At 65.1% G+C, this 24,488-nt stretch carries 26 protein-coding genes and 1 tRNA gene; 5 read left to right on the top strand and 22 right to left on the bottom strand.

All coding sequences use genetic code 11. From position 1 onward, the window contains the following. The 11 genes from P3L18_RS20950 to P3L18_RS20900 form a co-directional block, all read right to left on the bottom strand. Positions 1–256 (bottom strand): ATP-binding cassette domain-containing protein (locus P3L18_RS20950; protein ID WP_276115123.1); only part of this gene is annotated, 256 nt, incomplete at its 3' end. Positions 257–305: 49 nt separating this feature from the next. After that, positions 306–866 carry a hypothetical protein gene (locus P3L18_RS20945; RefSeq protein ID WP_276115122.1) on the bottom strand — a complete coding sequence of 187 codons (561 nt, stop codon included), beginning with the start codon at positions 864–866 and terminating at the stop codon, positions 306–308. Continuing rightward, on the bottom strand, positions 863–1,504 hold the full coding sequence (locus P3L18_RS20940) for a hypothetical protein (protein WP_216354225.1): 642 nt from the start codon (positions 1,502–1,504) through the stop codon (positions 863–865). The genes P3L18_RS20945 and P3L18_RS20940 overlap by 4 nt, the downstream gene beginning before the upstream one ends. 98 nt (positions 1,505–1,602) lie before the next feature. Further along, the gene (locus P3L18_RS20935) at positions 1,603–3,000 is read right to left on the bottom strand and encodes an MlaD family protein (protein WP_079928946.1); all 1,398 of its coding nucleotides are present in this window, start codon (positions 2,998–3,000) and stop codon (positions 1,603–1,605) included. After that, complete coding sequence (locus tag P3L18_RS20930; protein ID WP_079928945.1) at positions 3,000–4,055, bottom strand: MCE family protein; 1,056 nt, start codon at positions 4,053–4,055, stop codon at positions 3,000–3,002. Before P3L18_RS20930 ends, P3L18_RS20935 begins: the two co-directional genes overlap by 1 nt. Before the next feature lie 50 nt (positions 4,056–4,105). Next, a complete protein-coding gene (locus tag P3L18_RS20925) occupies positions 4,106–5,311 on the bottom strand; it encodes an MCE family protein (RefSeq protein ID WP_079928944.1) in 1,206 nt (401 codons plus the stop codon). Further along, positions 5,308–6,315 carry an MCE family protein gene (locus P3L18_RS20920; protein ID WP_276115121.1) on the bottom strand — a complete coding sequence of 336 codons (1,008 nt, stop codon included), beginning with the start codon at positions 6,313–6,315 and terminating at the stop codon, positions 5,308–5,310. The genes P3L18_RS20925 and P3L18_RS20920 overlap by 4 nt, the downstream gene beginning before the upstream one ends. Beyond that, positions 6,312–7,325: an MlaD family protein gene (locus P3L18_RS20915; RefSeq protein WP_079928942.1), complete on the bottom strand. Its 1,014-nt coding sequence runs from the start codon at positions 7,323–7,325 to the stop codon at positions 6,312–6,314. The genes P3L18_RS20920 and P3L18_RS20915 overlap by 4 nt, the downstream gene beginning before the upstream one ends. Continuing rightward, positions 7,325–8,485 (bottom strand): MCE family protein, encoded by a 1,161-nt coding sequence (locus P3L18_RS20910; protein ID WP_079928941.1) that lies wholly within the window; start codon positions 8,483–8,485, stop codon positions 7,325–7,327. Before P3L18_RS20910 ends, P3L18_RS20915 begins: the two co-directional genes overlap by 1 nt. After that, on the bottom strand, positions 8,485–9,375 hold the full coding sequence (locus tag P3L18_RS20905) for an ABC transporter permease (protein WP_079928940.1): 891 nt from the start codon (positions 9,373–9,375) through the stop codon (positions 8,485–8,487). Before P3L18_RS20905 ends, P3L18_RS20910 begins: the two co-directional genes overlap by 1 nt. Before the next feature lie 88 nt (positions 9,376–9,463). Next, positions 9,464–10,258 carry an ABC transporter permease gene (locus P3L18_RS20900; RefSeq protein WP_079928939.1) on the bottom strand — a complete coding sequence of 265 codons (795 nt, stop codon included), beginning with the start codon at positions 10,256–10,258 and terminating at the stop codon, positions 9,464–9,466. Between the two features lie 250 nt (positions 10,259–10,508). Here P3L18_RS20900 and P3L18_RS20895 point away from each other — a divergent pair, with 250 nt between their 5' ends. Continuing rightward, the gene (locus tag P3L18_RS20895; protein WP_276115120.1) at positions 10,509–11,627 is read left to right on the top strand and encodes a LuxR C-terminal-related transcriptional regulator; all 1,119 of its coding nucleotides are present in this window, start codon (positions 10,509–10,511) and stop codon (positions 11,625–11,627) included. A gap of 63 nt (positions 11,628–11,690) precedes the next feature. Here P3L18_RS20895 and P3L18_RS20890 read toward each other — a convergent pair whose 3' ends face one another. The 4 genes from P3L18_RS20890 to P3L18_RS20875 form a co-directional block, all read right to left on the bottom strand. Beyond that, positions 11,691–13,238, bottom strand: a complete 1,548-nt coding sequence (locus tag P3L18_RS20890) for a long-chain-fatty-acid--CoA ligase (RefSeq protein WP_276115119.1) — start codon at positions 13,236–13,238, stop codon at positions 11,691–11,693. Between the two features lie 62 nt (positions 13,239–13,300). Continuing rightward, entirely contained in the window at positions 13,301–14,767 is a 1,467-nt protein-coding gene (locus tag P3L18_RS20885) for an aldehyde dehydrogenase family protein (RefSeq protein ID WP_079928936.1), read from the bottom strand. Positions 14,768–14,802: 35 nt separating this feature from the next. Continuing rightward, complete coding sequence (locus P3L18_RS20880) at positions 14,803–15,849, bottom strand: ferredoxin--NADP reductase (RefSeq protein WP_276115118.1); 1,047 nt, start codon at positions 15,847–15,849, stop codon at positions 14,803–14,805. Next, on the bottom strand, positions 15,846–17,210 hold the full coding sequence (locus P3L18_RS20875; RefSeq protein ID WP_079928934.1) for an NAD(P)/FAD-dependent oxidoreductase: 1,365 nt from the start codon (positions 17,208–17,210) through the stop codon (positions 15,846–15,848). Before P3L18_RS20875 ends, P3L18_RS20880 begins: the two co-directional genes overlap by 4 nt. A gap of 267 nt (positions 17,211–17,477) precedes the next feature. Between P3L18_RS20875 and P3L18_RS20870 the strand changes: the two genes are divergently transcribed. The 4 genes from P3L18_RS20870 to P3L18_RS20855 all read left to right on the top strand — a co-directional run bounded on the left by P3L18_RS20870 (position 17,478) and on the right by P3L18_RS20855 (position 20,335). Continuing rightward, entirely contained in the window at positions 17,478–18,143 is a 666-nt protein-coding gene (locus P3L18_RS20870; protein WP_276115117.1) for a TetR/AcrR family transcriptional regulator, read from the top strand. 268 nt (positions 18,144–18,411) lie between these two features. Then, positions 18,412–19,251, top strand: coding sequence for a crotonase/enoyl-CoA hydratase family protein (locus P3L18_RS20865; RefSeq protein ID WP_139765620.1), 840 nt, complete (start codon positions 18,412–18,414; stop codon positions 19,249–19,251). 29 nt (positions 19,252–19,280) lie between these two features. Then, positions 19,281–20,111, top strand: coding sequence for an LLM class flavin-dependent oxidoreductase (locus P3L18_RS28465; protein ID WP_346348443.1), 831 nt, complete (start codon positions 19,281–19,283; stop codon positions 20,109–20,111). Further along, on the top strand, positions 19,994–20,335 hold the full coding sequence (locus P3L18_RS20855; protein ID WP_346348444.1) for a hypothetical protein: 342 nt from the start codon (positions 19,994–19,996) through the stop codon (positions 20,333–20,335). Before P3L18_RS28465 ends, P3L18_RS20855 begins: the two co-directional genes overlap by 118 nt. On the opposite strand, the gene P3L18_RS20850 is transcribed toward P3L18_RS20855, so the two are convergent. The 7 genes from P3L18_RS20850 to P3L18_RS20820 form a co-directional block, all read right to left on the bottom strand. Then, positions 20,313–20,768, bottom strand: a complete 456-nt coding sequence (locus P3L18_RS20850; RefSeq protein WP_079928932.1) for a VOC family protein — start codon at positions 20,766–20,768, stop codon at positions 20,313–20,315. The genes P3L18_RS20855 and P3L18_RS20850 overlap by 23 nt on opposite strands. Then, positions 20,765–21,223: an AraC family transcriptional regulator gene (locus P3L18_RS20845; protein ID WP_094602379.1), complete on the bottom strand. Its 459-nt coding sequence runs from the start codon at positions 21,221–21,223 to the stop codon at positions 20,765–20,767. The genes P3L18_RS20850 and P3L18_RS20845 overlap by 4 nt, the downstream gene beginning before the upstream one ends. Before the next feature lie 109 nt (positions 21,224–21,332). Continuing rightward, the gene (gene rplA / locus P3L18_RS20840; protein ID WP_006370805.1) at positions 21,333–22,049 is read right to left on the bottom strand and encodes a 50S ribosomal protein L1; all 717 of its coding nucleotides are present in this window, start codon (positions 22,047–22,049) and stop codon (positions 21,333–21,335) included. A gap of 143 nt (positions 22,050–22,192) precedes the next feature. Beyond that, positions 22,193–22,624, bottom strand: coding sequence for a 50S ribosomal protein L11 (rplK, locus tag P3L18_RS20835; RefSeq protein WP_276115115.1), 432 nt, complete (start codon positions 22,622–22,624; stop codon positions 22,193–22,195). Between the two features lie 90 nt (positions 22,625–22,714). Continuing rightward, positions 22,715–23,590, bottom strand: coding sequence for a transcription termination/antitermination protein NusG (gene nusG, locus P3L18_RS20830; protein WP_276115114.1), 876 nt, complete (start codon positions 23,588–23,590; stop codon positions 22,715–22,717). 146 nt (positions 23,591–23,736) lie between these two features. Next, entirely contained in the window at positions 23,737–24,216 is a 480-nt protein-coding gene (secE, locus tag P3L18_RS20825) for a preprotein translocase subunit SecE (protein ID WP_006370802.1), read from the bottom strand. A gap of 38 nt (positions 24,217–24,254) precedes the next feature. Beyond that, positions 24,255–24,327: transfer RNA gene (locus P3L18_RS20820), tRNA-Trp, on the bottom strand. Positions 24,328–24,488: the final 161 nt, after the last annotated feature.

Raw genomic sequence — 24,488 nt, 5'->3', positions numbered from 1 at the left:
ACACACCGAACAACTTGCGGATCTCGTACAGTTCCTTCGCCGAACACTGGGTGATGTCGGTGCCGTCGATGATCACCGACCCCTGCTCCGGATGGAGCAAACCGATCAACGTCTTCAAGAACACCGACTTACCGGTACCCGACGGACCCAGCAGGGCCGACACCTCACCCTCCGGCAAGGTCAACGACACATCACGCCAAATATTCTGCGAACCAAACGACTTCGTCAGATTCGCCACACTCACCTCAACACCCATGGCTACTGTTCCTTTTCATGTTGTCGCCCGCCGACGTTCTACCGTGCCGTCACACGGGTGTCAGCCCAGCGACTTTCCACTCGCCGCCGACCTTCGTCATGACGACCTGTACGCGGCTTCCGTCGAGTTTGGTGCCGGGCTGATCATTGGATGTGGTCGACTGATTGATGAACAGCAGCACCGTCACCGAATCACCGTCGGCCGAGGAGACTCCGGCGCTCGCGACTTGCGCTTTGGTGGCGAGGTTCTGTTGTTTCGCCGCCGGAATGATCGTCTGCTTGGTGAGATTCTCGAACTGATTCTTGAAGTCACCGGTCACCAGCCCGTACTTTCCGGCGAAATCCTGCTCGATGTTGTCGACCTTGTAGGACAACAACGTCGGGACATCGGCGACCGCGGCGGCGAGCGCCTGTTCGCGCATCTGGGCGACCGACCGGTCGTGGTGGTCGACATAGAAGAGGTATCCGCATCCGCCCGCCACCGCCAGCAGAAGCAGTGCGATGACCGCGCTGATCACGCGGACACGGGTGGTGCCCCACCGACCCGTCGACCTTGCTGCCGACGTCCAGCCGTGGCCGAGGCTGCGCGGAACACTGGTGAGGACGGTCATGACACGAACTCCACATTCGAGACGAGCCAGCGCCCGCCATGATTTTCCAGGGACAGTTTCATTCGATACACCCGCTGTTGCCCTTCGGGCGTCTCGGAGTTTTTCACCGTCGAGGTCACCGCGGCGATCGTGGTGGCCTTGGAGTCGTCAGCGCTGACCAACGCCACCTGGCGGGCCGAACCCACCGAATCAACCTGTCCCTGTGTGAGAATCGCCGAGAAGCTACCCGTGGTGTCGCTGATCTGATTCTGGAAGTCACCGGTCGACAGATTGCGGATTCGTTGCACGTCGGCATCGGCGCTGTTGTGCCGCAACGTCACCAAGTCGGCGGCTGCCTCCCGGGTCGTCGACAACACCAATGCATTTCGCGTATCGACCGCCTGCGCATCGCGATGAGAGGTGAACAGGACAGCGCCATAAGCGATGCCCGCGATCACCAGCGCGACACACACGAGCATCACAGCCAGCCATCGACCGCGCGACGGCCCGTCGGCTGCAGTCGGCGCCGACTCGGTCGCGTCGCCGCTGGCGTCGTCGAACTCGATGCCGGCGTCGGCGTCGGCGTCGGCAGAACCGGCGTCGACAGAACCGGTATCAGCCGGCTCGGCAGCCGTAGTGCCGGTCTCGAAGTCATCCACCTCCTCATGGCTCCCCTGCGCGGTGGGCTCTGTCGACTGCGCTTCTGCCGAAGCCGTTTCTGTCGAAGCCGCTTCTGTCGAGACAGCTTCTGTCGCGCTCAACGGGGAAAGAGTTCTTGCCATGTTGTCACCACCTTCTGATCGGAGCTATTGGGTGAGATCAGGTTGCCCAGCGTGTATTCCGCGGGTTGGCCGGGTACTCGGAACCGTCCGGTCGTCGGATCGTACGGTACGGCCACGACGCCGGTGTCGCCGCGGGCAGCGGGCGGTACCTGATAGCCGATTCCGGGGCGCGCCAACATCTGCGGCCAGGTCGACGGCAATCCGCCGGGGCACCGGGCCACGTCGCCGGATCGTACCGAATGGTCGGTGGCGCACGGGGCGTTCCGTGCTCCGCGGGTGACTCGGTAATCATCTTGGGGCAGTTGGCAGTACTGGCCCTGCGGCATCGGGGCGTAACCGACATCGCCGGGATTGCGGCGACTCATGTCGTATCCCGCGGCACACGGCGGTGTGTTCTGTGTGTTGCCGAATTTCACGTCCAGTTCCCCCTGACCGGACGACATGTCACCGGACTGCTGGAACGGTGCGAGCGCGGCGTTGGCGGCGTTGCTGATCGCCGGATAGACGATGAGTACGTGCCGGATTCCTGGGACGTTGACGCGAAGGACCTCGCCAACCGTCTGCAGGTTGGCCAACAGCACCGGAACAGTCGGCCGCAGCTCCTGCAACAGGCTGCTCGTGGTGTCGAAGAACGGTGCCCCGGAATCGAGAACGTTCGACAGTGTCTGATCGCTCAACGCCAGCTGCTGTGTAAAACTACGCAGATTGGTTGCCGTACGCGAGACGTCGGGGCCGCTGTCGTTGACCGCGACGAGTAGCGGGTTGGCCGTCTGTAGCAACTGAATGGTCGGGTCGAGTGTTTGCGAGGCCTGCCGTACCAGATCCGAGGAGGCCGCCAAGGCTTTGTTCAGATCGTCGCCTGTCTGGTCGAGGGCATGCGACGTCTCGTCGAGGACGGTGCGCAACGAGTCCTTGGGGACGGTCTCCAGCAATCCAGTGACCTGGTTGATCACCTGACTCGCCGCGACCGGCGTGTTGGTGTCCTGCACCGGGATAGTCGAGCCGTCGGCGAGCGTCGGACCGTTGGATGAACGTGGCACCAGGTCGATGAACTGCTCACCGGCCACCGACACGCTGCGAACGTACGCTTCGACATCGGTGGGAATCTTGTACTCCGAGCGGATCTGCAGCTTGGCGTTCGCGCCCGACGTTGTTCCGTCGAGTGTGGTGACCACCCCGACATCCACGCCGCGATAGGTCACCAGCGCCGAGGGGTACAGGCCGCCGGCCTGGTGCAATTCGGCGGTTACCGTATAGGTACCGATGCCGGTGTAGCGCTGGAATCCGGCATAGGCGTAGCCGGCGTAGGCGACCACCGCGATCGCGATCACTCCGAAGATCGCCAACTGGACTCGGACGAGTTTGCTTCTCATCACTGGCCTCCCGACCGCTGCGTCGGTGCGCGCAACGGGTCGACCGCTTCACGCGACAGAGGGGGTTCGTCACGAGGTAAGCGGGTCACACTGGGCAGCACCACATTTGCCAGCTTCTGCGGACTGATGTCCAGGGTGAGGAACAAATTGACATAGTCACCCTTGGCGGTGCGGTCGATCGTTGTGACCGGGAACGGCAGCGTCAGAGCAACTTTCAGTGCTTCGGGAAGGGCATTTCCGGCATCGGCGAGGGAGTTGAGGGTCGGCGCCAGGTTGCTCACCTCATCCACCACAGAATCGCGACTTCGGTTGAGTACGCCGGTGGCGGCATCCCCGAACGAACCGATCGAGTCGAGCATGCTCACCAGGTTCCGCTCCTGCGCGTTGAGGACGTTGATGGCCGGGCCAATCGTGTCGATGCCGTGACTGATCGTCGATACCTGCTCAGACAGCGTGGTACTCAACGAGGCCAGCGATTCGATGGCGTTTTCGATGTCGCCGCGCTGTGCTTCGATGTTGGTGACGAAGGTATCGAGGCGTCCGACCAGAGCCCGCGCGTCGTCCTCATGGCCGTCGAGGATCTGGTTGGTCTGATCGGTGATGGTACGTAGTTGCTGCAAACCGGAACCGTTGAGCACCAACGACAGTGAGCTGAGCACCTTCTCGACCGGCGGATACTGGCTGGTATCGGAGACCGGGATGTTCGCGCCGGCGGAGAGGTGGCCGGTCGGGGCCGCCCCGGCAGGCACGGCCAGTTCGATGTATTGCGATCCGAACAGGCTGGTCTGAGCCAGGGTGGCGCGCACGTTGCCGGCGATCTGCTGATCGCTGTTGATGTCGAGTAGCAGCCGCGCCTGCCAGCCGTTCGTCTCCACCTTCCGGATGTTGCCGACGGTGACGTTGCCCGCCTTCACCGGGGAGTTGCCGACGAGATTCTGTGCGTCGGCGAGATCCACCGTCACCCGGTAGGTGTCCCCTCCGGAGGTGTTGCCGGGCAGGGAAAAGGAGTTCACCCCGTCGAAGGTGCACCCGGTGACGGAGAACAGAACCGCCATCGCTGCCGCTGCGCTCGCGGCGACACCGCGCCGTCGTACTGTCGGCCTTCTCAATTCTGGCCTCCGCGTGTCGTGGGGTTGAGCAGTCCCGGCAGTCCGGGCGGTGCCGGGGACTGCTGCCGGGCCTGCGGGGTCTGCGGGGTCGCCTGCCGGATCCCGGCCAGCGCACCCGCAGCTGCCGAGTTTGTGGCCAATTGCCGCGTGGTGGTGGCACATTGACCTTCCGGCGCGTTGACCGTCGTCAGCAGAGCGCACAGTAGCGACTGCCCATCCGGAAAGTCAGGGACGCCGAGCGCGCCGGTGAGGGACTTGCCCACCGGATCGTAGATGTTGTAGAAATCCGAGGCCGCGGTCGGCAGTACCTGCAGGATGTTGGCGAGCGTGTCGATCCGGTCGACGAGCAGGCCGGTGATCGTGTTCGCGTGCGAGACATCGGTGGCCAGCGCTGCATGATTCTGATCGATGAGCGTCTTGAGATCGACAAAGGTGCTCTGCAAAGCGGTCAACACCTGGTCGAGTTGATCGCGGTTGTCGTCGAGTACCCCGGAGAAGTCGGCCAGTTCACTGGTGAAGCCCCTAATCTGGTCGTCGGCGGTGGCCAGTGACGACGTCACCGTCGACAGGTTGCGGATCGTGGTGAACAGGTTGCCGCTGCCGCGTTGGAGTGTCCCCGTAGCGCGGGACAGCTCGATGAGCGCCAGCCGCAACGATTCCCCATTGCCGCCGGTCGTCTTCGCGGTGGTGTTCAGGAACCGATTGAGCGCGCCGCGCTGATCGGTCGAGGTCGGCCCGACCTGCTTGACCAGGTCGACGAGCTGCTGTTTCGTCTGGTCGAACTCCATCGGGGTCGCCGTGCGGGTCACCGGAACCGTTGCGCCGTCGGCGAGTTCGGGACCGCCGGTGTAGGCCGGACTGAACTGTACGTAGCGACCGGTGACCAGGGTTGGGGCCACAATGGCCGCCTTCGTGTCGGCGGGGATTTCACGCCCCGAGTCGACGGTCACATCGACCGCCACTCCTTGCGCTGACGGGGTGATCTTGTCGACCTTGCCCACCGGTACGCCGAGAACCATCACCCGGTCACCGACATAGAGACCTGTGGAGTTGGTGAACATCACCGTGAACTGCCGCTTCTCGCCGTTGACGAGCCACACGACAACCGCCACCACGAGCATCACCACCAGTAGGACGGCGAGGATGTAGCCGGGGACCCGAGTGGCCGCGGTGACACCGCCACGACGTCCACGCCTGCTCATCGCTGACCTCCCGTGGGTGCGCCGCCAAGCCGGGTATTGGCGGGAATGATGTTCTGCAGCAACACGTTGAAGAAGGGTCCGCTACCCACGGCGTCGCCGAGCTGGTAGGTGAATGTCTTCATCCCGGAGATCGCCTGATTGACGTTGTCGTAGTTCTTGTTCAACAGATCGATGACCCTGCCGAGTCGGTCGAGGGTGGGGGCGAGAATCTGTTTGATCTGGCCGTCGAGGGTATTGAGCGACGTCGACAGCTCGGTGGTCTGCACGAGAATCGCGTGGATCGCCTCGGACCGGCTGTTCAAGGCGGCGAACAACGTTTGACCCTGTCCGAACATCGCCGTCAGCTGCAGGTTGCGATCGGCCAGGATTTGAGAGACGCCTGCCGAACTCGCCAGCAGCTGACTCATCGACTCGTCTCGCGATCCGATCGTCCGCGACAACCGTGCGACACCGTCGATCGTTTGTTTGAGGTTGTCGGGCAACGCCTCCTGCACCGTGCTGAGCTGGTTGAGTGCGTCGGTGAGTTGGGTCTTGTCGGTGTCGGTCACTTTTCCGGTGACCTCGTCGAGGTCGCGGGCGATGTCGTAGCCCCAGCTGGTGCGGTCCAGGCCGATGGTGCTGCCCGGCTGCAGGGTGCCGGAGCCGCTCGGCAGGATATCGACGTAGCGCTGTCCGAGAAGGGTTTTCACCTTGATCGCGGCTCCCGTCTGATCACCCATCCGTTGCCGGGCATCCTTGTTCACCCCGAAGTCGACGGTCACGTGAGCACCGTCGATGTCGATCGCCTTGACAGTGCCCACCTCGATTCCGGCCAGCTGCACCGGATCTCCGACGTTGAGTCCGCTCGCATCGCCGAACTGGGCATGGTACTCACGGTCGCCGCCGAGAAAGCTCAACGACCGATAGTTGAAGGCCAGCACGAGGATGGCAATGATGATGAGCGTCCCGATGATGCCGATCGTGATCGGGTTGCGTTCGCCCATGGACTTGCGCCAATCGATCATGGCTGGCACCTCGCTGCCGGTGCGGTGAACATTGGTGTCTGATCTCCTTGTCCGGGACCATATTTGATCGCCAATCCACACACGAAGAAGTTGACGTAACTGCCGTATCCAGAGACGCGACCGATGATCCGGTAGGCCTCGGGAAGCTTGGTCAGGATCAACTGCAGGGTGTCGGTCTGGGCGTTGAGATTGCCCGAGAGCCGGTTCAGACCGCTGATGCTGGTGGCCAGGTCCGGCCGAACCGAGGTCACCACGTCGGCGAGCGAGGCGGTCAAGTCGTCGATCTTGCCCAGCGCGCCGGTGATGCGCGGACTGTCGGCCGACAGTGATGAGATGAGTTGGGCGAGACCGGTGAGCAACTGGTCGGCCGCATTGTGGCGGGAGTTGATGGCCGCGAGCACCGTGCCGAAGTTGTCGAGGATCTTCCCGATCGCCGCATCGTGATCGGCGAGGGAGTTGGTCACCACCCCCAACGCGCGGGTCAACTCGGAGATGGCGTTCTGCTGACCGTTGAGTACCGCCACCAGCGAGGTCGCCACCCGGTTGGTGTCTGCAGGATTGAGGCCCTGGAGCAGGGGCCGGAACCCGTTTACGACCTGATCGACGTCGAGGGCCGGGGTGGTCCGATCCTCGGGGATGGTGCTGCCGGCGCCGGTCGGGGTGCCCGGCTGATCTCCCTGGGAGAGTTGCAGGTAACGGTCACCGATGAGGTTCTTGTAGCGGATCACCGCACGGGTGGTGTCGGTGACCTGATGGTCCTTGTCGAGAGTGAAGTCCACGAGTGCGGAGTCGGGACCGTCGAGCTTCACACCGGTGACCGTGCCGACCGGTACACCCGCGATACGGACCTCCGAGCCCGACGAGAGCCCCGCGGCCGTGGAGAACACCGCGTGAAAGTCCTGGGTCGGTCCGAATCGGAGATTGCCGGCCAGCGTCGCCACGAACAATCCGGCGAGTGTCGTGACCACGATGAAGATCAGCGATTTGATCGCCGCGGAGGTGGTTTTCATCAGCGCCCTCCGAACAGTAGATCTGCCAATGGATTTCCGATCAGGTCAACCGGGCCGGTGATCGGCCGGTAGGCGTCACTCCCGTCGGCAAAATCGATATGGCGCGGTGCGCCCTGGGTTTGCCGGCAACTCGGCGCCACACCGGACAGTCCGACCTGGGGCAGGTTCTGCGGGTTGGCGTAGGGCGGGTTGCCCATCAGCAGGGTGCCGACGACGTTGAGGCCCGGATGTGCGCTGCCGCCGTTGGCCCGTTCGAGTAGTTGGTTGGTGCGCGCCAGGCTCGACAAGAAGCACGGGTAGATCGGCGCGAAATCACCCAACGTCGACAGTGTCGTACGCAGGCTGACGGTGGCACGTTCCAGCGGAACGCCTGCGACATCGAAGAAGTCGCGGCCGGTGGCACCGAGATTGGAAAAGCTCAGGAGGAATGCCGAGAACGCCTGCTGCTTTCGAGTCAGCGTCGTCGCGGTCACCGATGCATGGGAGATGGTGGCCAGCAGGTCCGGGGCGGCTTGGTCGAGACGGTCGGCAACCGCAGCACCGTTCACCATGTCCCGACGCAGGATTCCCAGCTGCGGATTGAACTGGGTCAGATAGCCGTTGAGCTGTTCGATGAGCTGTCCCACCTGTTGTCCATTGGCGGACAACGCCTGCGACAATCCACCGACCGTGGTACTGACCCGTTGCGGATCCACTTCGTCAAGCACTTTGACCAGCGAGTTGAGCAGATCGTCGACCTCGGTGCCGACGTCTGGGGCGTACAGGACGTCACCTGCGGCGAGCGCTTGGGTGCTGGGGTGGGCCGGGGTGGTGAACCGCACGACCTTGCTGCCGAGCAGGGTCATCGGATCGATGTCGGCGACCACATTCGACGGGATCGTCCGTGCCGCTGACGGATCGATACCCAGTTCGAGCTTCGCTTGGTTGTCGACGAAAGCGACCGACAGCACGCGACCCACGACCACACCGTTGAGCTCGACCTTCGAATTCCGTTCCAGCAACAGGCCGGCGCGGTCGGCGAACAACGTCACCTCTCGCTCGTCGTTGAACGCGCCGCGGTAGAGGCCGATGGACAACGCTGCGGCACCGACGAGGACAACAATGAGCAGCAGACCGAGCACGATGTTCGCGCCCCGACCAAGTTCACGCAGATGCCCCATCAGCCGGCCACCCGCACCGCACCCGACGGCCCGCCGTAGACGGCCAGACCGACAAAGAGATCGATGAGCATCACCGCGACCAGCGATGTCCGGACCGCCCGGCCGACGGCCACGCCCACTCCGGCGGGCCCGCCGTGCGCGTTGTAGCCGTGGTAGCAGTGCACACACATCACCACAACCGCCATCAGCAAGACCTTCACCGCCGACCACAGCACGTCCTTCGGGACGAGGAAGACGTTGAAGTAGTGCGTATAGGTACCACTGGCTTGCCCGTACAACACCAACGTGACCAGTTCCGTCGCCGAGTACCCGACGAACAGCGCGACCGCGTAGAGCGGAATGACCGCGATGACGCCGGCGATCAGCCGGGTCGCCACGAGGTAGGGCAGTGACGGGATTGACATGGTCTCCAGTGCGTCGATCTCCTCGCTGACGCGCATCGCACCGAGTTGCGCGGTGAATCCGGCGCCGACGGTCGCGGTCAGTGCGACGCCCGCGATCCCGGGGATCACCTCACGGGTGTTGAAGAAGGCGGAGATGAATCCGGCGAAGGCACCGAGACCGATACGACCCAGCGACGTCGTACCCTGCTGGCCGACCTCGTAGCCCACGGCGGCGGCAAGCATCGCCACCACCATCAGCGTCCCGCCGATCACCGCCAGCGCACCACTGCCCATGCTCACCTCGGCGAGCAACCGAATGATTTCCTCCTTGTAGCGACGCAGTGTACGGGGCACGGTCGCGACCGTCTGGCCGTAGAACGAGACCTGCTTGCCGAGTTCGGACAGCAGGTTGGCGGGGGCGTCGACCGCCTGACGCGACGCGCGCAGGACGCCGGCCGAACCGACGCCGGCCGATGGTTCCTTGACGGTCGGTTCCTTCACAATCATGGATTGGATTCCTTTGCAGAGCCGAAAGATTCGTGCGCAGAGCGGACTGGACCGGCGGCGTGGCCGGATCAGGGCGGACGCCGGTGCCTCAGTGCAGGGCGATGGTGGTGATCACGGAGTTGGCCAGGAACAGGAGCAAGAAGGCATAGACCACGGTTTGATTGACCGCGTCGCCGACACCCTTCGGGCCGCCCTTGGCGTTGAGTCCGAGATGGCAGGCCACCAGGCCCGCGAGCAGGCCGAAAACTCCGGCCTTGATCTCGCTGACGAAGAAGTCGGGCAGCCCGGTGATGATCGGGATACTGGTCACGTACTGGCCGGGGGAAGCACCCTGCAGGTAGACGGTGGCGACGAAGCCACCGATGATGCCCACCGCCGACACCAGACCGTTGAGGAAGACCGCCACCGCCGTCGACGCCACGATCCGCGGGACACACAATCGTTGGATGGGGTCGATGCCCAGCACCCGCATGGCGTCGATCTCCTCGCGGATGGTGCGCGAGCCCAGGTCGGCGCAGATCGCGGTGGAACCGGCGCCGGCGACGACGAGCACGGTGATGATCGGTCCGATCTCACGGATGATCGCCACACCGGCACCGGCACCGCTGAGGTCCACCGCCCCGACCTCGAACAGCAGGATGTTGATCTCGTACACGAACATCATGCAGAACGGGATCGACATGGCCAGCGCCGGAACGATCGAGATGGACGCAATGAACCAGAACTGCTGAACGAACTCGCGCCATTGAAATCGCGAGGTGAACAGGTAGCGGAATGCGTCGAGGCTGGTCGCATAGAACTGGCCGACGGCCCGAGGGACGACAGGCGCAGCCCTGGATACCCCTTGAATCCAGGAACTCCGCTCCGGTTGCGCAACGACCACCGAACACCACCCTCTGATGACTCGACTCGGACTCAGCTTCGCGATACGTCGGCGGCTTGGACCGCCGACACTGCATGACTTATGCCTCTGCGGATGGGGACTGTGGACTGCCTCACACCGCCCTTACAAGTTATTGGCGCCGCGATAAGAAGTCCTGCCCCATTGGGGGGGGATTCCCCCCTCCTTCGAGGGATATTCCGGCCTTGCCGAAATTCACCGGCCCGACAGGCGGACCGTTAGAATTCCCCTCATGCGTCAGACCATTCGCCTTCACACCGGCGCGGTCGATCAGGCGCAGGCGTCGACTTCTGGGATCCTCGAGCTGCTTCGGGAGCGGTCCGGCAGCTCGGGCAGCGCCCCACGCTCGATGGCCACCCTGCTCGACGGCGCGTGGGATGAACTGGCGGCGGCTCTGGGAGCCCAGGTGTCAGAACCATCGGAGGAGTTGTCGCGGGCCCTCATGCGATTACGTGTCCTCGATCAGCAGTTGCTGCGCCGGATCGACACCACCGGCGCACGCCTGGCACCGGTGGTCGCGCAACTCGAGGCATTACCCTGCGACGTCGACACCCTCATCACGATGGCACCACGCCTGGTCTGCGAACTGGGCTTCGACCGCGCGGTGATCTCACGCGTCGATGATGGCGTGTGGACATCGGAGTGCGCGTACATTCCCGACGAGCCGGAATGGTCACGCACCATCGAAGGCGTCGGTCGCAGCCATCCACAGCACCTCGATTCCGGGCTGCACGAGACCGAGATCGTACGGCGACGAGTCGGGCTGCTCGTCACCGAGGCGCAGGAGGATCCGCGGGTCAACCGGCCTATCATCGAAGCCGCCGAATGCCATTCCTATGTCGCCACACCCATCGCCGCGGGCGGCCGGGTCCGTGGATTCGTCCATGCCGATCGATTCCGGACCGGTATCGACCTCGACGGCGAGGACTGCCATCTACTCGGCGCATTCACCCAAATCCTGCAGATCGCGCTGAGCCGAGCTCGGATGAGCGAGCAACTGTCCTCGGCGCGCCAGGGACTTCTCGGGCTGATCGACGGACTCGACGATGCCGGCCCGTCGAGCCCGATGGGCTGTTCCGGCGCAGTCGGATCCACGCGCCGGAGTACGGGGCTCGCCGGCGCCTCAGGCCACCGCAGACGCGCCGATCCACTGGCCGCCGCGCGGCTGACCGCCCGTGAGCAGGAGGTGCTGGCCCTGCTCGCCGCCGGGATGACCAACGACGACATTGCCGCGGAGTTGGTGATCTCGGTCAGCACCGTCAAGGACCACGTGAAGAATGTTCTCCGAAAGACGCAGTCCCGCAACCGTTCCGAGGCCACCGCGCTCTGGCATCAGAGCAATAGGCGATGACGCCACCACTGCCGTGGCCTCCGAACGGGTGCGGAACCGCTATCGAGTGAGGGACGGAAGCGATCAGGTAGTGGGTATCGGAATCGACGTCCGCAGTTCACCCTTGATGATCTTGCCGGTCGCGTTACGTGGCAATTGGCCCACCACCACCAGATCGCGGGGCTTCTTGTACGACGCCAGCCGGTCGCGACAATGTGCGACAAGCGATTCCAAGGAAGGCGGATCGGTGATGTCCATGGGTTCGATCACCGCCACCACCGCCTCGCCGAGCCGATCGTCGCGCCGGCCGATTACCGCGACATCCCGCACCGCCGGGTGGGAACTGAGCGCCATCTCCACTTCCGCGGAGTAGATGTTCTCCCCGCCGGAGATGATCATGTCCTTCTTGCGGTCGACCACATAGATGTAGCCGTCGGCGTCCCGGCGCACCATGTCACCGGAGTGGAACCATCCACCGGCGAACGCCTCCTCGGTGGCTTCCGGTTTGTTCCAGTACCCGTGCATCAAACCTTTTCCGCGGTAGACGATCTCACCGATCTCGTCGGCTCCGACGTCGTTCATGTCCTCGTCGACGACCCGCACCGACACGGTGAACACCGGCCGTCCGACCGATCCCCGCTTGGTGACTGCCTCGTCGCCGTGCAGAACACACGTCACCGGCGACATCTCGGTCTGCCCGAAGATCGCCACCACCGACGCCTCCGGGAAGAGTTCCCCGAGTCGCTCCAGCAGCCAGAGCGGCGCCGGGGCCGCTCCCCATCCCACGGCACGCAGCGACCGGCCTCGTTCGCCGGCGTCGGGGACCATACAGATGGCCTGCCACTGCGCCGGCACCATGAATGTGGCCGTCACCTTCTCGGACTGAATGACGTCGAGCAGTTCGGACGGATCGAAGGTGGTGCTCGGGTGGATCACCAGCGGCAATCCGAGGCGTGCCGGGCCGGTGGTGGTCCCGAAGCCCCCGATGTGGAACAGCGGAGTTGCCGCGAGAACGGTGTCCGATGTCGCGTCCAGTCGCCAGGCATCGATGATGACATCGGCGGTGGCGGCGAAGTTCTCGTGCGTCAGCACGGCACCCTTCGGGTGGCCGGTAGTGCCCGAGGTGTACATGATCGCAGCTGGATCGGTGACCGCCACGTCCGCGAATTCCACTGGCGCACAAGGCTTCTCGACGATCATACGATACTCGTCCGGCGAGTCGTCGGTGACGCCGAGGATTTCGGTGGGCCGAGCCGACGCTGCCGCGCGCACCGGCTCGAGGAATGCCGACTCGGTGACGACCAGCGACGCCCCGGAATCGGTGAGGATGTACTCGATTTCGGGCGCGGTAAGCCGGAAATTGATCGGCACGACGATCGCGCCGACACGCGCACACGCATAGACCACCTCGAGGAACTCGGGCCGGTTTCCCATCACGAGTCCGACCCGGTCGCCCTTCCCGATTTGCCGCCGCACCAGCCAGCCAGCCAGATTCTGCACGTGCTCATCCAACTCGCGCCACGTCAGCGTCGTACCCCGGAACCGGATGGCAACATGATCAGGACGGTTGTGGGCGTGGCGAGCGATCTGTGTCGACCAGGTGTCGCTACGTGACGCGGCCAGACCGGACATGAGTGTTCCTTTCGAGGAGTTGATGTTGTGCCGGATTCGAGGCAGAGCCCCGGAGCGAAGCCTCAGTGCGAGTACAGGGCGGAAATGATGCGGGGCAACGCACGATCGACCCACCGGGGACGGCGCAAGCTGAGCAGATTGACCGGCAGCGCGAATCGTTGGATGGCCAGCGCCCGCGGTCGGGTGAATTCGCGCAGGCCCTCTGGTCCGTGGATGCGGCCGAATCCGCTGTGGCCCCGGCCACCGAGCGGCAGACTCGCAATTGCCGCAAACCCCAGGACGGAGTTCACCGACACCTGCCCGGTATCGAGGCGACGGGCGATCTCGGCACCGTGCCGACGCGAGAACACCGCTCCGGCAAGGCCATAAGCGATTCCGTTCGCCTGTTTGACGGCCTCGTCGATCGAATCAACGGTGGTGACGGTGACCGTCGGGCCGAAGGTCTCCTCCTGAATCACCGCCGCCTCGTGGGGCGGATCGAGCAGCACAACCGGTTCGATGAACCGCTCGCCGATACTCTCGATGCCACCGATCAACGGCGTCGCACCGAGTTCGAGCGCATCGGCGACGTGGCGGCGCACCACGTCGATCTGCGCGGGCATGGTCATCGGCCCGTAGGCCGACCCGTCCTTCTCCCCGGGACGGATATCACGCAACTCGCGCTGCAGGGCCGCCAGGAATCGATCACGCACCGCCCGCTCGACGTACACCCGCTCGATCCCGACACAGGTCTGACCGGCATTTCCCATGGCCCCGAACGCGATCGACTCCGCCGCCGCATCGATGTCCGCGTCGGCGGCCACGATCGCGGCGTCCTTTCCGCCTAGTTCCATGACCACGGGGACCATCGACTGGGCGCATGAGGCCATCACCTTCGCTCCGGTGCGGGCCGAGCCGGTGAAGGCGAGCTTGTCGACACCGGCATGGCACAGTGCCTCGCCGGCCGGTCCGGAACCAGTGACCACCGACAGGATGCATTGCGGCGCATCCGGGTTGGCCGACACAAATGCATTCGCATACCACTGCGCAACAGCCGGGGTGTACTCGCTGGGCTTGAACACGACGACATTGCCTGCGGCCAGTGCCGTCGCGATCGACCCGTTGGGGGTGTAGAGTGGATAGTTCCACGGTCCGATCACCCCGACCACCCCGAAGGGGACATGCTCGACTCTGGCAGCGAAGTTGGCGGTCAGCAGTCCCGGCCGGCGACGTTGCTCGCCGAGAATCTTCGCGGCGTTCTTCGCCGTCCAGGTGATGTGTTCGAGACTGAGCATCACCTCGAGCGCGGCGTCCGGGCGGGGTTTACCGTTCTCCCGATGGATGAGGTCGACGATCTCCTCCACGTGAGTGGAGATATATCGCCGCCAGGCGAGCAGTCGCCGGCGTCGCCCACCGAAACCCTGTTCCGTCCACCAGCTTCCGGCTTCGCGCGCGCGTCCGACAGCGGCGCGGATCTCTTCTGCGGTCATCTCGTCGACGACCGTGACGAGCGCATCGGTCGCCGGGTCGTGACTTTCCAGGGTGGTCATCTCGGATGTCTCCAGTCGTTGTGGGGTTCAGTGCATCAGGCGTCGAAATCGACGCGTATCGGTCCCTCGGGGTGGCGCGCCTGGCAGGCCAGGATGAATCCGTCTGCGATGTCCTCCTCGGCAAGGGCGTCGGTGACATCCATCTCGACGTTGCCTTCCCGCAGCAAGCACATACACGATCCGCAGTCACCCGCCCGGCACGAATAGGGGGCATCGATCCCCTCGGCCAGCAGAACATCGAGCAACTTGGCGTCCGCTGGCCAGGCCAGACTGGTCTCGGCGCCGTCGAGCACGACGGTCAGCGGCGTGGCGTCGTCGTCGGCGTTGTCGGTGATCTCGAGAACGAAGGGGTCGCCGTCGATGGACATGAATTCTTCACAGCGCACCCGGTAGCGCGCATCCTCACCCAACACTGTCCGCACCAAATCCATGAAGGGAGCCGGTCCACACACGAGCGCCTCGGCGGCTTCGCCACAGACCGTGGGGAACCGGACAACGGAGTGCGCTGTGGGGAGCCCCTCGTCGGTCTCGATCCAGTGCTGCACATGGAGCCGATCGGGATACGCGGACACCAACGCCTCGAGTTCGCCGGCGAATATCACCGAATCGTGGTCCCGATTGGCGTAGAACAAGGCCACCCGACGCTCGGTGGTCGTCAGGGCCGTCTTGATGATCGACATCATCGGCGTGATCCCGCTGCCACCGGCGTAGAGGAGCAGGTCCTCACTCAAGCTTCGTGGGGTGAACAGACCGGCCGGCGGCAACACCCGCAGGGTCATGCCCGTGGCCGCGTTGTCGCACAACCAGTTCGACGCATAGCCATCGGCGGTGCGTTTGACCGCGACCTTGAGGTGTTCGTCAAGTGCCGGTGCACTCGCCAGCGAGTAGCACCGGGCCACCGAGCCCGTCCGATCGCTCGGGATGCGCAGGGTGAGGAACTGACCGGCCGTGAACGCGAAGGCCGGATGCGACCGCGGGGTGACGTCGAACGTGATCGAGATCGCATCGGGGGTCTCGACGTCGACGCGCAGCACCCGCAGGTCGACGCCGAGTTCCCGGGTGCGCGCCGCGGTTGCGGTCACGCGACCGGGGACTTGGTTCGCGAGACACGCTGCCGCTCAACCCAGTCGGTGAGCATCCGGCGACCCTGCGACACCACGTCGTCGAAGACCTCGCGCCGATCGTTGCCCTGACGCCGCAGGGCATGCGCGGTCATCTCCAGCACCGCAGGCGTGCGCGTCATCTCGGCCGGACGCGCGCTGCGCGAGAACACGTCGGTGAAGATGTTGGCGTACTGCGGGTCCGCGGCGGCACGGTGGTAGACCTCGTACTCGATCGGCGTCGGCGGTTGCCCGGCGGCAAGGAAGTTGGTCCACTGGTAGATCTCCATGCAGTCCAGCTCACGACGTCGCGCCCAGTGACGCACCGCGGTGTCGAGTGCGGCCAGATCGACGGGTCCGTCGGCTCCGAGCACCGGCGCAACCGCCTCACCGAGTAGCCGACCGTACCGCAACGAATCCCGAATGCCCTGTGCCGTCACCGGATCCTTGAAGTGCCCGGCGTCGCCGGCCAGTGCCCAGCCCGGGCCCGCAGAGGTCCGGAAGTACGACTCGATGTCGGTGCAGGAGCGGACGCGGCCCTTGAGCTCGGATCCGGCGAGGCGCTTGGCGAGTCCCGGCAGTGCCTCGATCCCCTTCAGGTAGGCCTCCTGTGCCTTACGTCCACGGAAGTTCTCGGCCATTCCCACCGGCGGCTGCAGCAGGCACAGCAGATCACCGTCGTCACAGGGGAATGCCGTACCCAGCAGTCCGCCGACCCGCCACTGCGCCGCGATGTGGCGCAGCTCCGGACGCGGGTCACTCCAGTAGGCGAAGAAGCAGGCGCGCCCGCTCGGCTTGGAACGATAGGGACTGGTCGCGCCGACCTGCTCGGCGACGAAACTCTTGCGACCGTCCGCCCCGATCACCAACGGTGCGCGCAGTTCGTGCTCGCTCCCCGCGTCGTCGATATAGGTGATCCCGACGACGCGACCGTTCTCGCGGAGCAGCGCAGTCGCACGACATTCTTGACGCAGATCCGCCCCCACGGCGAGCGCGGTCTGGCGAAACGCCTCGTCGAGATGCTTGCGCCGGACGCACATCGCGAAGTCGATCCCGTCGTAGGGCGTGTATCCGACCTGCCAGGTAATGCCCTCGAGATCGGCTTGCGCGATCGGCATCCGCGGCGCGCCGATGGCCTCGACTCGTGGCAGTGCACCGATGGCATGGATCTCGGCCATGGTGCTGGGCCAGAGAAGATGGGTGGACAAGGTGTCGGACGGGAAGGCTGCGGCATCGATACCAATGACCTTCAGCCCTCGCTCGGACAATGCTATGGACGCTGCGTTCCCGGCGCATCGCGTTCCCACAACGATCGCGTCAACAGTCTCAACTGTGGTTGTCATCACACTCCTGACAGGGTGTCGGCACTATGTCGGAGGTAACGGTAATCACAGGCGGCCCATCCGTCAACCGACCCCACATCAGCGCTTCTAATGACTCGGCCGCCACAGACGATTGACTCAGTCGACACAGACGATCCCGCACCACCCACCCGCTGCGAGCCGGGCGCAGCGTTCACATCACTTCTGCGGCAGTACGTCCCAGTCCGCCACGGCGAATGCCCACCCATCGACCCGGAACCGGTCACGGCCCGTAGTAGAGTTCGGGTCGTGGCGTCGGTGACCAAATCACATGTGGCAGCCGCCCGCAGACGGCGGGCGGAAGCCATCGAACGTGTGCTGGCCGCCGTCGAGTCGATGCTTGAGGACGGCGAGCGATTCACCGAACTCCCTGTCGGGCGGATCGCGGCGGAGTCCGGCATCCCGCGGTCGACCTTCTATCAGTACTTCCCCAACAAGAGTCAGCTGTTGATCCACGTGGCGGCACTGGCCTCGGAGACCTTCTTCTCGGCACCGCTGAGCTGGTTCAACGACCCGGAGTCCCCCTCGCGGGGCGTGGTCGGCGTCGAGCAAGCCATCGGGACCATGCTGCGCGAATACCGTAGCCACTGGACGGTCATGCGCGCGCTCGACGAATTGTCGTCCTACGATCCGGAGATTGCCGAGTTCTGGATCGGCCGCATCAACGAGTACATCTCGATGATGGGCGGCATCGTCGACGGCTGGCAGAAGGCCGGCGCCATCGGGTCGCAGGTCGATCCCTATGGCGCGACAACAGGTCTCGTGTGGATGGTGGAGCGCACCATCAGCCAGCATGTGCTGCGGCCCACCGGCGACGCCGCGGTGAGCGACGAGCAGTTGGTGACATCGTTGTCACGGATCATCTGGCTGGCCTACTACGACGATCAACCGCGCAACCGCCGCGACTCGACCTGATTCGCAGTGCCCGAGCGCGCCATCCGCTCCACCGCCGCCCCACCGGTGGTGTCTTACTACCCCATTGGGGGTAACGTCTCCCCCCTCGATCGGCTCGACCCACATCGCCTCGAAGCCGTAACGACGCAGATGAACGGCGATTTCGCGATATGTTCGATGGAGTTTGCCGGCCTCCGCACCGACGATCCGAGGCTTGCCATCCCGCTCGGCGTCCGTGTTAGCTTCTCCTGCATCCGAGCCACGCACATCGTGGAGAAGGAGAGCTCCCATGACGGCATCAACGCGTCCGTCCACGTCCGAGAATCCCTCGTTGGTGATCGACCGGTGCGAGGGAATCGCGTCGGTGCAGCTGAATCGTCCCGCCGCAGCCAACGCACTCGACGCCGGGCTGTGGTGGTCCCTGGCGTCAGCGTTCGCCGAGATCGACACCGATCCGTCGGTACGCGTCGTCGTGCTCTCCGGGGCCGGGCGCCACTTCTGCGCGGGCATCGACCTGCAGATGCTCGACGACTTCTCCACCGTCGCCGACGACCCGTGTGCCGGACGGGGTTCGGAAGCGTTGCTGGACAGGATCATCGAACTGCAACGCGCGGTCAGTGCCATCGAGGGGTGCCGTACACCGGTGATCGCCGCGATCTCCGGTGCCTGTATCGGCGCGGGACTCGACATCGCCGCCGCCTGCGACGTGCGCCTCGCGGCCGCAGACGCCCGTTTCTGCCTCAAGGAGGTCGACCTCGGAGTGACCGCCGACGTCGGTGTGCTGCAACGTCTGCCGCGGATCATCGGCGAGGGCCTCGCCCGCGAACTCGCCCTGACCGCACGCACCGTCGACGCGCAGGAGGCCCGTGCCATCGGGTTGGTCACGGGGGTCTCCGACGATCGCGACGGCGTCCTGGCCTCCGCACGCGAGCTGGCTGCCACCATCGCCGCGCGGTCACCGCTGGCGGTCCGCGGCACCAAACGCGCACTCAATTTCGCGCGCGACCACCCGATCGGCGACGGCCTCGAGCAGGTGGCACTGTGGAATGCCGCCACCCTGCTCTCCGCGGACCTCGCCGAATCCCTAGCCGCGGCACGGGATCGCCGTACGCCGACCTACCGAGACTGACGATCCATCCACTCCAGAGGAGGTCCGTCGTGCGTATCGGACTGCTGATCAACTATTCGACCGACTTCCGCACCGCCGCCGGCGAAGCGGAGGTCTTCGCGGCCAAAGGTGTTGAACTGCTGGCGGTTCCCGAAGCCTATGCGTTCGACGCGCCGAGCCAGCTGGGCTATCTCGCCGGCCGGATTCCGTCGGTGTCGCTGACGACGTCGGTCATCCCGATCTACTCGCGCACCCCGGCGTTGATCGGGATGACCGCGGCCACTCTCGACTACCTCACCGACGGTCGGTTCTCGCTGGGCCTGGGCACGTCGGGCCCGCAGGTGATCGAGGGCTTGCACGGGGTGCCCTATCACGCGCCGCTCGGGCGTACCCGTGAGGTGATCGAGATCTGTCGCACGGTCTGGACCGGCGCCAAGGTGACCCATTCCGGACGACACCATCCGCTGCCGCTGCCCGCCGATCGTGGCACCGGCCTGGGTAAGCCGCTGGCGTTGATCTCCACCCCGATCCGCCCCGACATCCCGATCCTCGTTGCCGCGCTCGGGCCGAAGAACGTCGAGTTGACCGCCGAGATCGCCGACGGTGGCAGCCGATGTTCTTCGCGCCCGAGCGATTCCGCGACATCTGGGGCGAGCCCCTCGACCGGGGCGGTGACTCCCGCCCCGAACACCTTGGCCCACTGGACATCCACGCACAGGTGCCGCTGGCCGCGGACGGTCCGGGATCACCCGGCTATGAGGCCATCAAGCGGCACTACGCCCTCTACATCGGGGGGGCTCCCGAACGCAACTTCTACTACCGTGTGGCGTGTGCGTACGGCTTCGACTCGGCCGCCGCGGAGATCCAGAAGCACTTCCTGAGCGGCGCCAAAGACGTCGCGGCACAGCGCGTTCCGGATGAACTCATCGAGATGACGGCACTCGTCGGCGATTCGGCGTCGATGGCCGCACAACTCGACCGTTTCACCGCGGCCGGCGTCGGGACCGTGTACCTCATCCCGTTCGACGACGAACCGACCGCCCGGGCCGCCGCCGTCACACAGGTACTCGACGAGGCACGACCTAGGACGCCGGCCATCGCCTGATGTCGCGATCGTCGACCGGACGCTCGTCGGTGCGCTCGGTGATCCGGATGTGGTTGCCGAACGGATCCCGCAGCGCGCAATCGATCCCGTACGGCTGCTCCTGCGGCTCCTGGGTGAACTCGACGCCCTTGGCCACGAGGTCGGCGTAGGTGGCCCGGCAGTCGTCGGTACCGAGGATCGCCGCCGTGCCCAGCGCACCCTGGGTGAGCAGATCGCGAATCGCCTCTGCCGCTTGCGGTGTGGTGGCCGGCGGGCCGGGCACCGTCAGCAGGATCTCGCGGTCGGGTTGGGCGGGCGGGGCGATGGTGAGCCAGCGCATGAATCCCATGTCCACGTCACTGCTCACCTCGAAACCGAGTGCGCCGACATAGAAATCGAGCGCCTCTTGATGATCGAGGACGAAGATGGAATGAATGGCAACCGAGGTGATCATGATGACGACGCTACGGGCTCCACGCCGGTGAGCGCTTCTCCGAAACTGCGCAGTCCGGTTGCCGGTCGCGTCCAGTCCCGGACCACGCAGCCCGGCACAGGGATCGGGGCCGCGGCACGGCGATAGGCCGTCGGCGTACATCCGACGATGGCGGTGAACGTCCGGGAGAACGTCCCCACGCTGTCATAGCCGACCGCGAACGCCGTGTCGGTGACCGTCCGACCCGACCTCAGTGCGGCACAAGCCCGTTCGATCCTGCGCCGCTGCAGGTAGCGGTGTGGGGTCTCGCCGAACAGCGCAGAGAATCGGCGACTGAAGTGCGCGGACGACATCACCGCGATCCGGGCGAGTTCGTCGACGTCGAGCCGTCGCGCGTGATGCCGGTCGATCGCATCCCGCGCACGCAACAGCCGCCGGTTCTCGTCCTCGCGGGCCGACATCACGCTACGGTTCACCCGCTCATGCTCTCACCGTCGTCGGGCCGCACAACGATCGCCGGGCCGCACAACGACGACACCCCCGACCGCACCAGGGCAATCGGGGGTGTCGAGGAGTCGAATTCGCTCAGGCCTGCGCAGGCTCGGCGAAGTTACGGGTCACCGCCGGGTCGACCGGGATGCCCGGGCCCGTGGTGGTGGAGACGGTGACCTTCTTGATGTAGCGGCCCTTGGCAGCCGACGGCTTGGCGCGCATGATCTCGTCGTAGGCGGCACCGTAGTTCTCGGCCAGCTTGGTGGCGTCGAACGAGGCCTTGCCGATGACGAAGTGCAGGTTCGCTGCCTTGTCGACGCGGAAGTTGATCTTGCCGCCCTTGATGTCGTTGATGGCCTTGGTCACGTCGGGGGTGACGGTGCCGGTCTTCGGGTTCGGCATCAGACCACGCGGGCCCAGGACGCGCGCGATACGGCCGACCTTGGCCATCTGATCGGGGGTGGCGATCGCGGCGTCGAAGTCCAGCCAGCCGCCCTGGATCTTCTCGATGAGATCCTCGGCGCCGACCTCGTCGGCACCGGCGGCCACGGCCTCGGCGGCCTTGTCGCCGGTGGCGAACACGATCACGCGGGCGGTCTTACCGGTCCCGTGGGGCAGATTGACGGTGCCTCGAACCATCTGGTCCGCCTTGCGGGGGTCGACGCCCAGCCGGATCGCAACCTCGACGGTCGCGTCGGTGTTCTTCGACGACGTGTCCTTGGCCAGCTCGGCAGCCTCCAGCGGGCTGTAGAGCTTGCTCTTGTCGACCTTCTCGGCCGCGGCCGCGTAGGCCTTGCTCTTCTTGCTCATTGCTCTGTTCTTTCTCCGTGAAACGATTCGGGTTGGTGGTGCGGGCCGAGCCGGCCCTCCCACTACATCTGAAGACTCTCAGCCTTCGGTGACCTCGCGAGATCGCGAGCTCACTCGACGGTGATTCTCGCGAGATCGCGAGCTCACTCGACGGTGATGCCCATCGACCGAGCAGTACCGGCGATGATCTTCGCGGCCTGATCGATGTCGTTGGCGTTGAGGTCTTCCTGCTTGGTCTTGGCGATCTCGCGGACCTGGTCCATCGAGACCTTGCCGACCTTCTTGGCGTGCGGCTCGCCGGAGCCCTTCTGCAGACCGGCAGCCTTGAGCAGCAGCTTCGCCGCCGGCGGGGTCTTCAACTTGAAGTCGAACGACCGATCTTCGTACACGAAGATCTCCACCGGAATGACGTTGCCACGCTGCGACTCGGTCGCGGCGTTGTACGCCTTGCAGAATTCCATGATGTTCACGCCGTGCTGACCAAGCGCCGGACCCACGGGCGGGGCCGGGTTGGCCGCGCCTGCCTGGATCTGGAGCTTGATGATCCCGGCAAGCTTCTTCTTCTTGGGAGGCATCTCTAGTTCCTTGGTTGTTCTTCTTGCTGATCCACGTCCGCTGGAGGCGTGGAAGTCTTGTTGTCAGCCGGTCACCGGCTGACGGGCGAATCAGATCTTTTCGACCTGATTGAAGCCGAGTTCGACGGGCGTCTCGCGACCGAAGATCGACACGAGCACCTTGACCTTGCGCTGCTCGGCGTTGACCTCGGAGATCGAGGCGGGCAGCGTCGCGAACGGTCCGTCCATGACGGTGACCGACTCGCCGACCTCGAAATCGACCTCGATGGTCGAGGTGACCGCGGCTGCGGCAGCCTCGACGCTCTCGCCGCCCGAGGCGGCCTTGGCTGCGGACTTCTTGGCCTCGGTGCGCGGCATCAAGAACTGCAGCACCTCGTTGAGGCTCAACGGCGACGGCTTGGAGGTCATTCCGACGAAGCCGGTGACACCCGGGGTGTTGCGCACCGCGCCCCACGACTCGTCGTTGAGATCCATGCGCACCAGGATGTAGCCGGGCAGCACCTTGCGGTTGACCTTCTTGGGCTGGCCGTTCTTGATCTCGGTGACCTCTTCGGTCGGCACCTCGACCTGGAAGATGTAGTCGCCGACGTCGAGGTTCTGCACACGGGTCTCGAGGTTGGCCTTCACCTTGTTCTCGTACCCGGCGTAGCTGTGGATGACGTACCACTCGCCGGGCGCGCGACGCAGTTGCTTGCGCAGCTCCTCGACGGGGTCGGTCTCCTCGGGCTCGGCAGGAGCGTCGGCCTCGCCGGCCACCTCGTCGGTCGCCACCTCATCGGTGGCTGCCTCGTCGGCCTCGACCGCGGCCTCGCCGCCCTCGACGGCAGCGGCCTCGTCCTCGGCAGCCTCGGCCTGCGCCTCGACACCGGGATCGTCGGTCTCGTCCACGAGGGTCTCGTCGGTGACGGCCTCGTCGGTCACGACGCCTTCGACGTCAGCCGCTTCGGTGTTCTCCGGGGTGCTCACTGCAGCCCACGCTCCTCTTTCTCACAGTTTCGGTCAGGTCTCACGTCGTTCGCCCGGTCGTCACTCGACCGTGCCGTCCGCCGTGCGCCGACGACCGGTTCGTCGGGCGCCCCGAGATGGTCGGTGCGCTCACTCGAGGTGAACCGCTAACCGAACAGCCAGAGGACGCCCTTGGCGAAGCCGAGGTCGATGCCGAAGATGAAGGCGGTCATGATGACCACGAACACCAGCACGACGGCCGTGTAGACGACCAGGTCGCGGCGGCTCGGCCAGATGACCTTCCTCAGCTCGGCGACGACCTGCTGCAGGAACAGCCAGATCCGTACGAACGGATTGTGGCTCTCCGCAGGCGACGCCTTCTTCTTGCGTTCCTTGACGGCGACCGCGGTTCCGCCTGCGGAATCCGAGTCGTCGTCGGAGGTGCCGGCGGCAGACGCCGAACGGCGACCCCGACCCGAACGCTTACCGGACGGACGGAGCTCGGTGTCGGCCGACTTCGTCAGTGACGTCGTGCTCTCGCCGTCGGAATCGTCGGTGGCATCGGAGACCTCGAGCTCATCGGCCGCCGACGCGGCGGTGTCCCCCGCGGCATCTTTGGCGCGGGCTGCTCGATCTCGCTTGCTCAACTTCGAGGTCCTCTCGTCAACGTGTGCCCTCACCAGGGCAGGGGCGACAGGACTTGAACCTGCAACCTGCGGTTTTGGAGACCGCTGCTCTGCCAGTTGAGCTACGCCCCTTTGCGGCTGTCATGTCCCGGCGAGAAATCCCGCCGGGCCACTCGGGCCACCATCTCGATCCACCCTACGGACTGGTGTGTCGACACCGTCCGGCCGCGTGGCCTTCGGCTACCGACATTCCGCCGTTCGACAGAATCAACCGTCCGACAAAACCAACGCGC

This window comes from Gordonia sp. N1V (genome assembly GCF_029269935.1).
Lineage (GTDB): Bacteria > Actinomycetota > Actinomycetes > Mycobacteriales > Mycobacteriaceae > Gordonia > Gordonia polyisoprenivorans.
Note: the sequence above shows the minus strand (reverse complement) of the source record. Positions and strands in the feature narration are given on the sequence as shown.

Excerpts from the sequence above, each read along its gene's own strand:
- P3L18_RS20915 (WP_079928942.1), bottom strand. The coding sequence starts at position 7,325 with ATGAAAACCACCTCCGCGGCGATCAAATCGCTGATCTTCATCGTGGTC.
- P3L18_RS20930 (WP_079928945.1), bottom strand. The coding sequence starts at position 4,055 with ATGGCGGTTCTGTTCTCCGTCACCGGGTGCACCTTCGACGGGGTGAAC.
- P3L18_RS20925 (WP_079928944.1), bottom strand. The coding sequence starts at position 5,311 with ATGAGCAGGCGTGGACGTCGTGGCGGTGTCACCGCGGCCACTCGGGTC.
- P3L18_RS20875 (WP_079928934.1), bottom strand. The coding sequence starts at position 17,210 with ATGACAACCACAGTTGAGACTGTTGACGCGATCGTTGTGGGAACGCGA.
- P3L18_RS20895 (WP_276115120.1), top strand. The coding sequence starts at position 10,509 with ATGCGTCAGACCATTCGCCTTCACACCGGCGCGGTCGATCAGGCGCAG.
- P3L18_RS20865 (WP_139765620.1), top strand. The coding sequence starts at position 18,412 with ATGACGGCATCAACGCGTCCGTCCACGTCCGAGAATCCCTCGTTGGTG.
- P3L18_RS20910 (WP_079928941.1), bottom strand. The coding sequence starts at position 8,485 with ATGGGGCATCTGCGTGAACTTGGTCGGGGCGCGAACATCGTGCTCGGT.
- P3L18_RS20850 (WP_079928932.1), bottom strand. The coding sequence starts at position 20,768 with ATGATCACCTCGGTTGCCATTCATTCCATCTTCGTCCTCGATCATCAA.
- rplK (WP_276115115.1), bottom strand. The coding sequence starts at position 22,624 with ATGCCTCCCAAGAAGAAGAAGCTTGCCGGGATCATCAAGCTCCAGATC.
- P3L18_RS20885 (WP_079928936.1), bottom strand. The coding sequence starts at position 14,767 with ATGACCACCCTGGAAAGTCACGACCCGGCGACCGATGCGCTCGTCACG.
- P3L18_RS20935 (WP_079928946.1), bottom strand. The coding sequence starts at position 3,000 with ATGAGAAGCAAACTCGTCCGAGTCCAGTTGGCGATCTTCGGAGTGATC.
- P3L18_RS20920 (WP_276115121.1), bottom strand. The coding sequence starts at position 6,315 with ATGATCGATTGGCGCAAGTCCATGGGCGAACGCAACCCGATCACGATC.
- P3L18_RS20945 (WP_276115122.1), bottom strand. The coding sequence starts at position 866 with ATGACCGTCCTCACCAGTGTTCCGCGCAGCCTCGGCCACGGCTGGACG.
- rplA (WP_006370805.1), bottom strand. The coding sequence starts at position 22,049 with ATGAGCAAGAAGAGCAAGGCCTACGCGGCCGCGGCCGAGAAGGTCGAC.
- P3L18_RS20905 (WP_079928940.1), bottom strand. The coding sequence starts at position 9,375 with ATGATTGTGAAGGAACCGACCGTCAAGGAACCATCGGCCGGCGTCGGT.
- P3L18_RS20890 (WP_276115119.1), bottom strand. The coding sequence starts at position 13,238 with ATGTCCGGTCTGGCCGCGTCACGTAGCGACACCTGGTCGACACAGATC.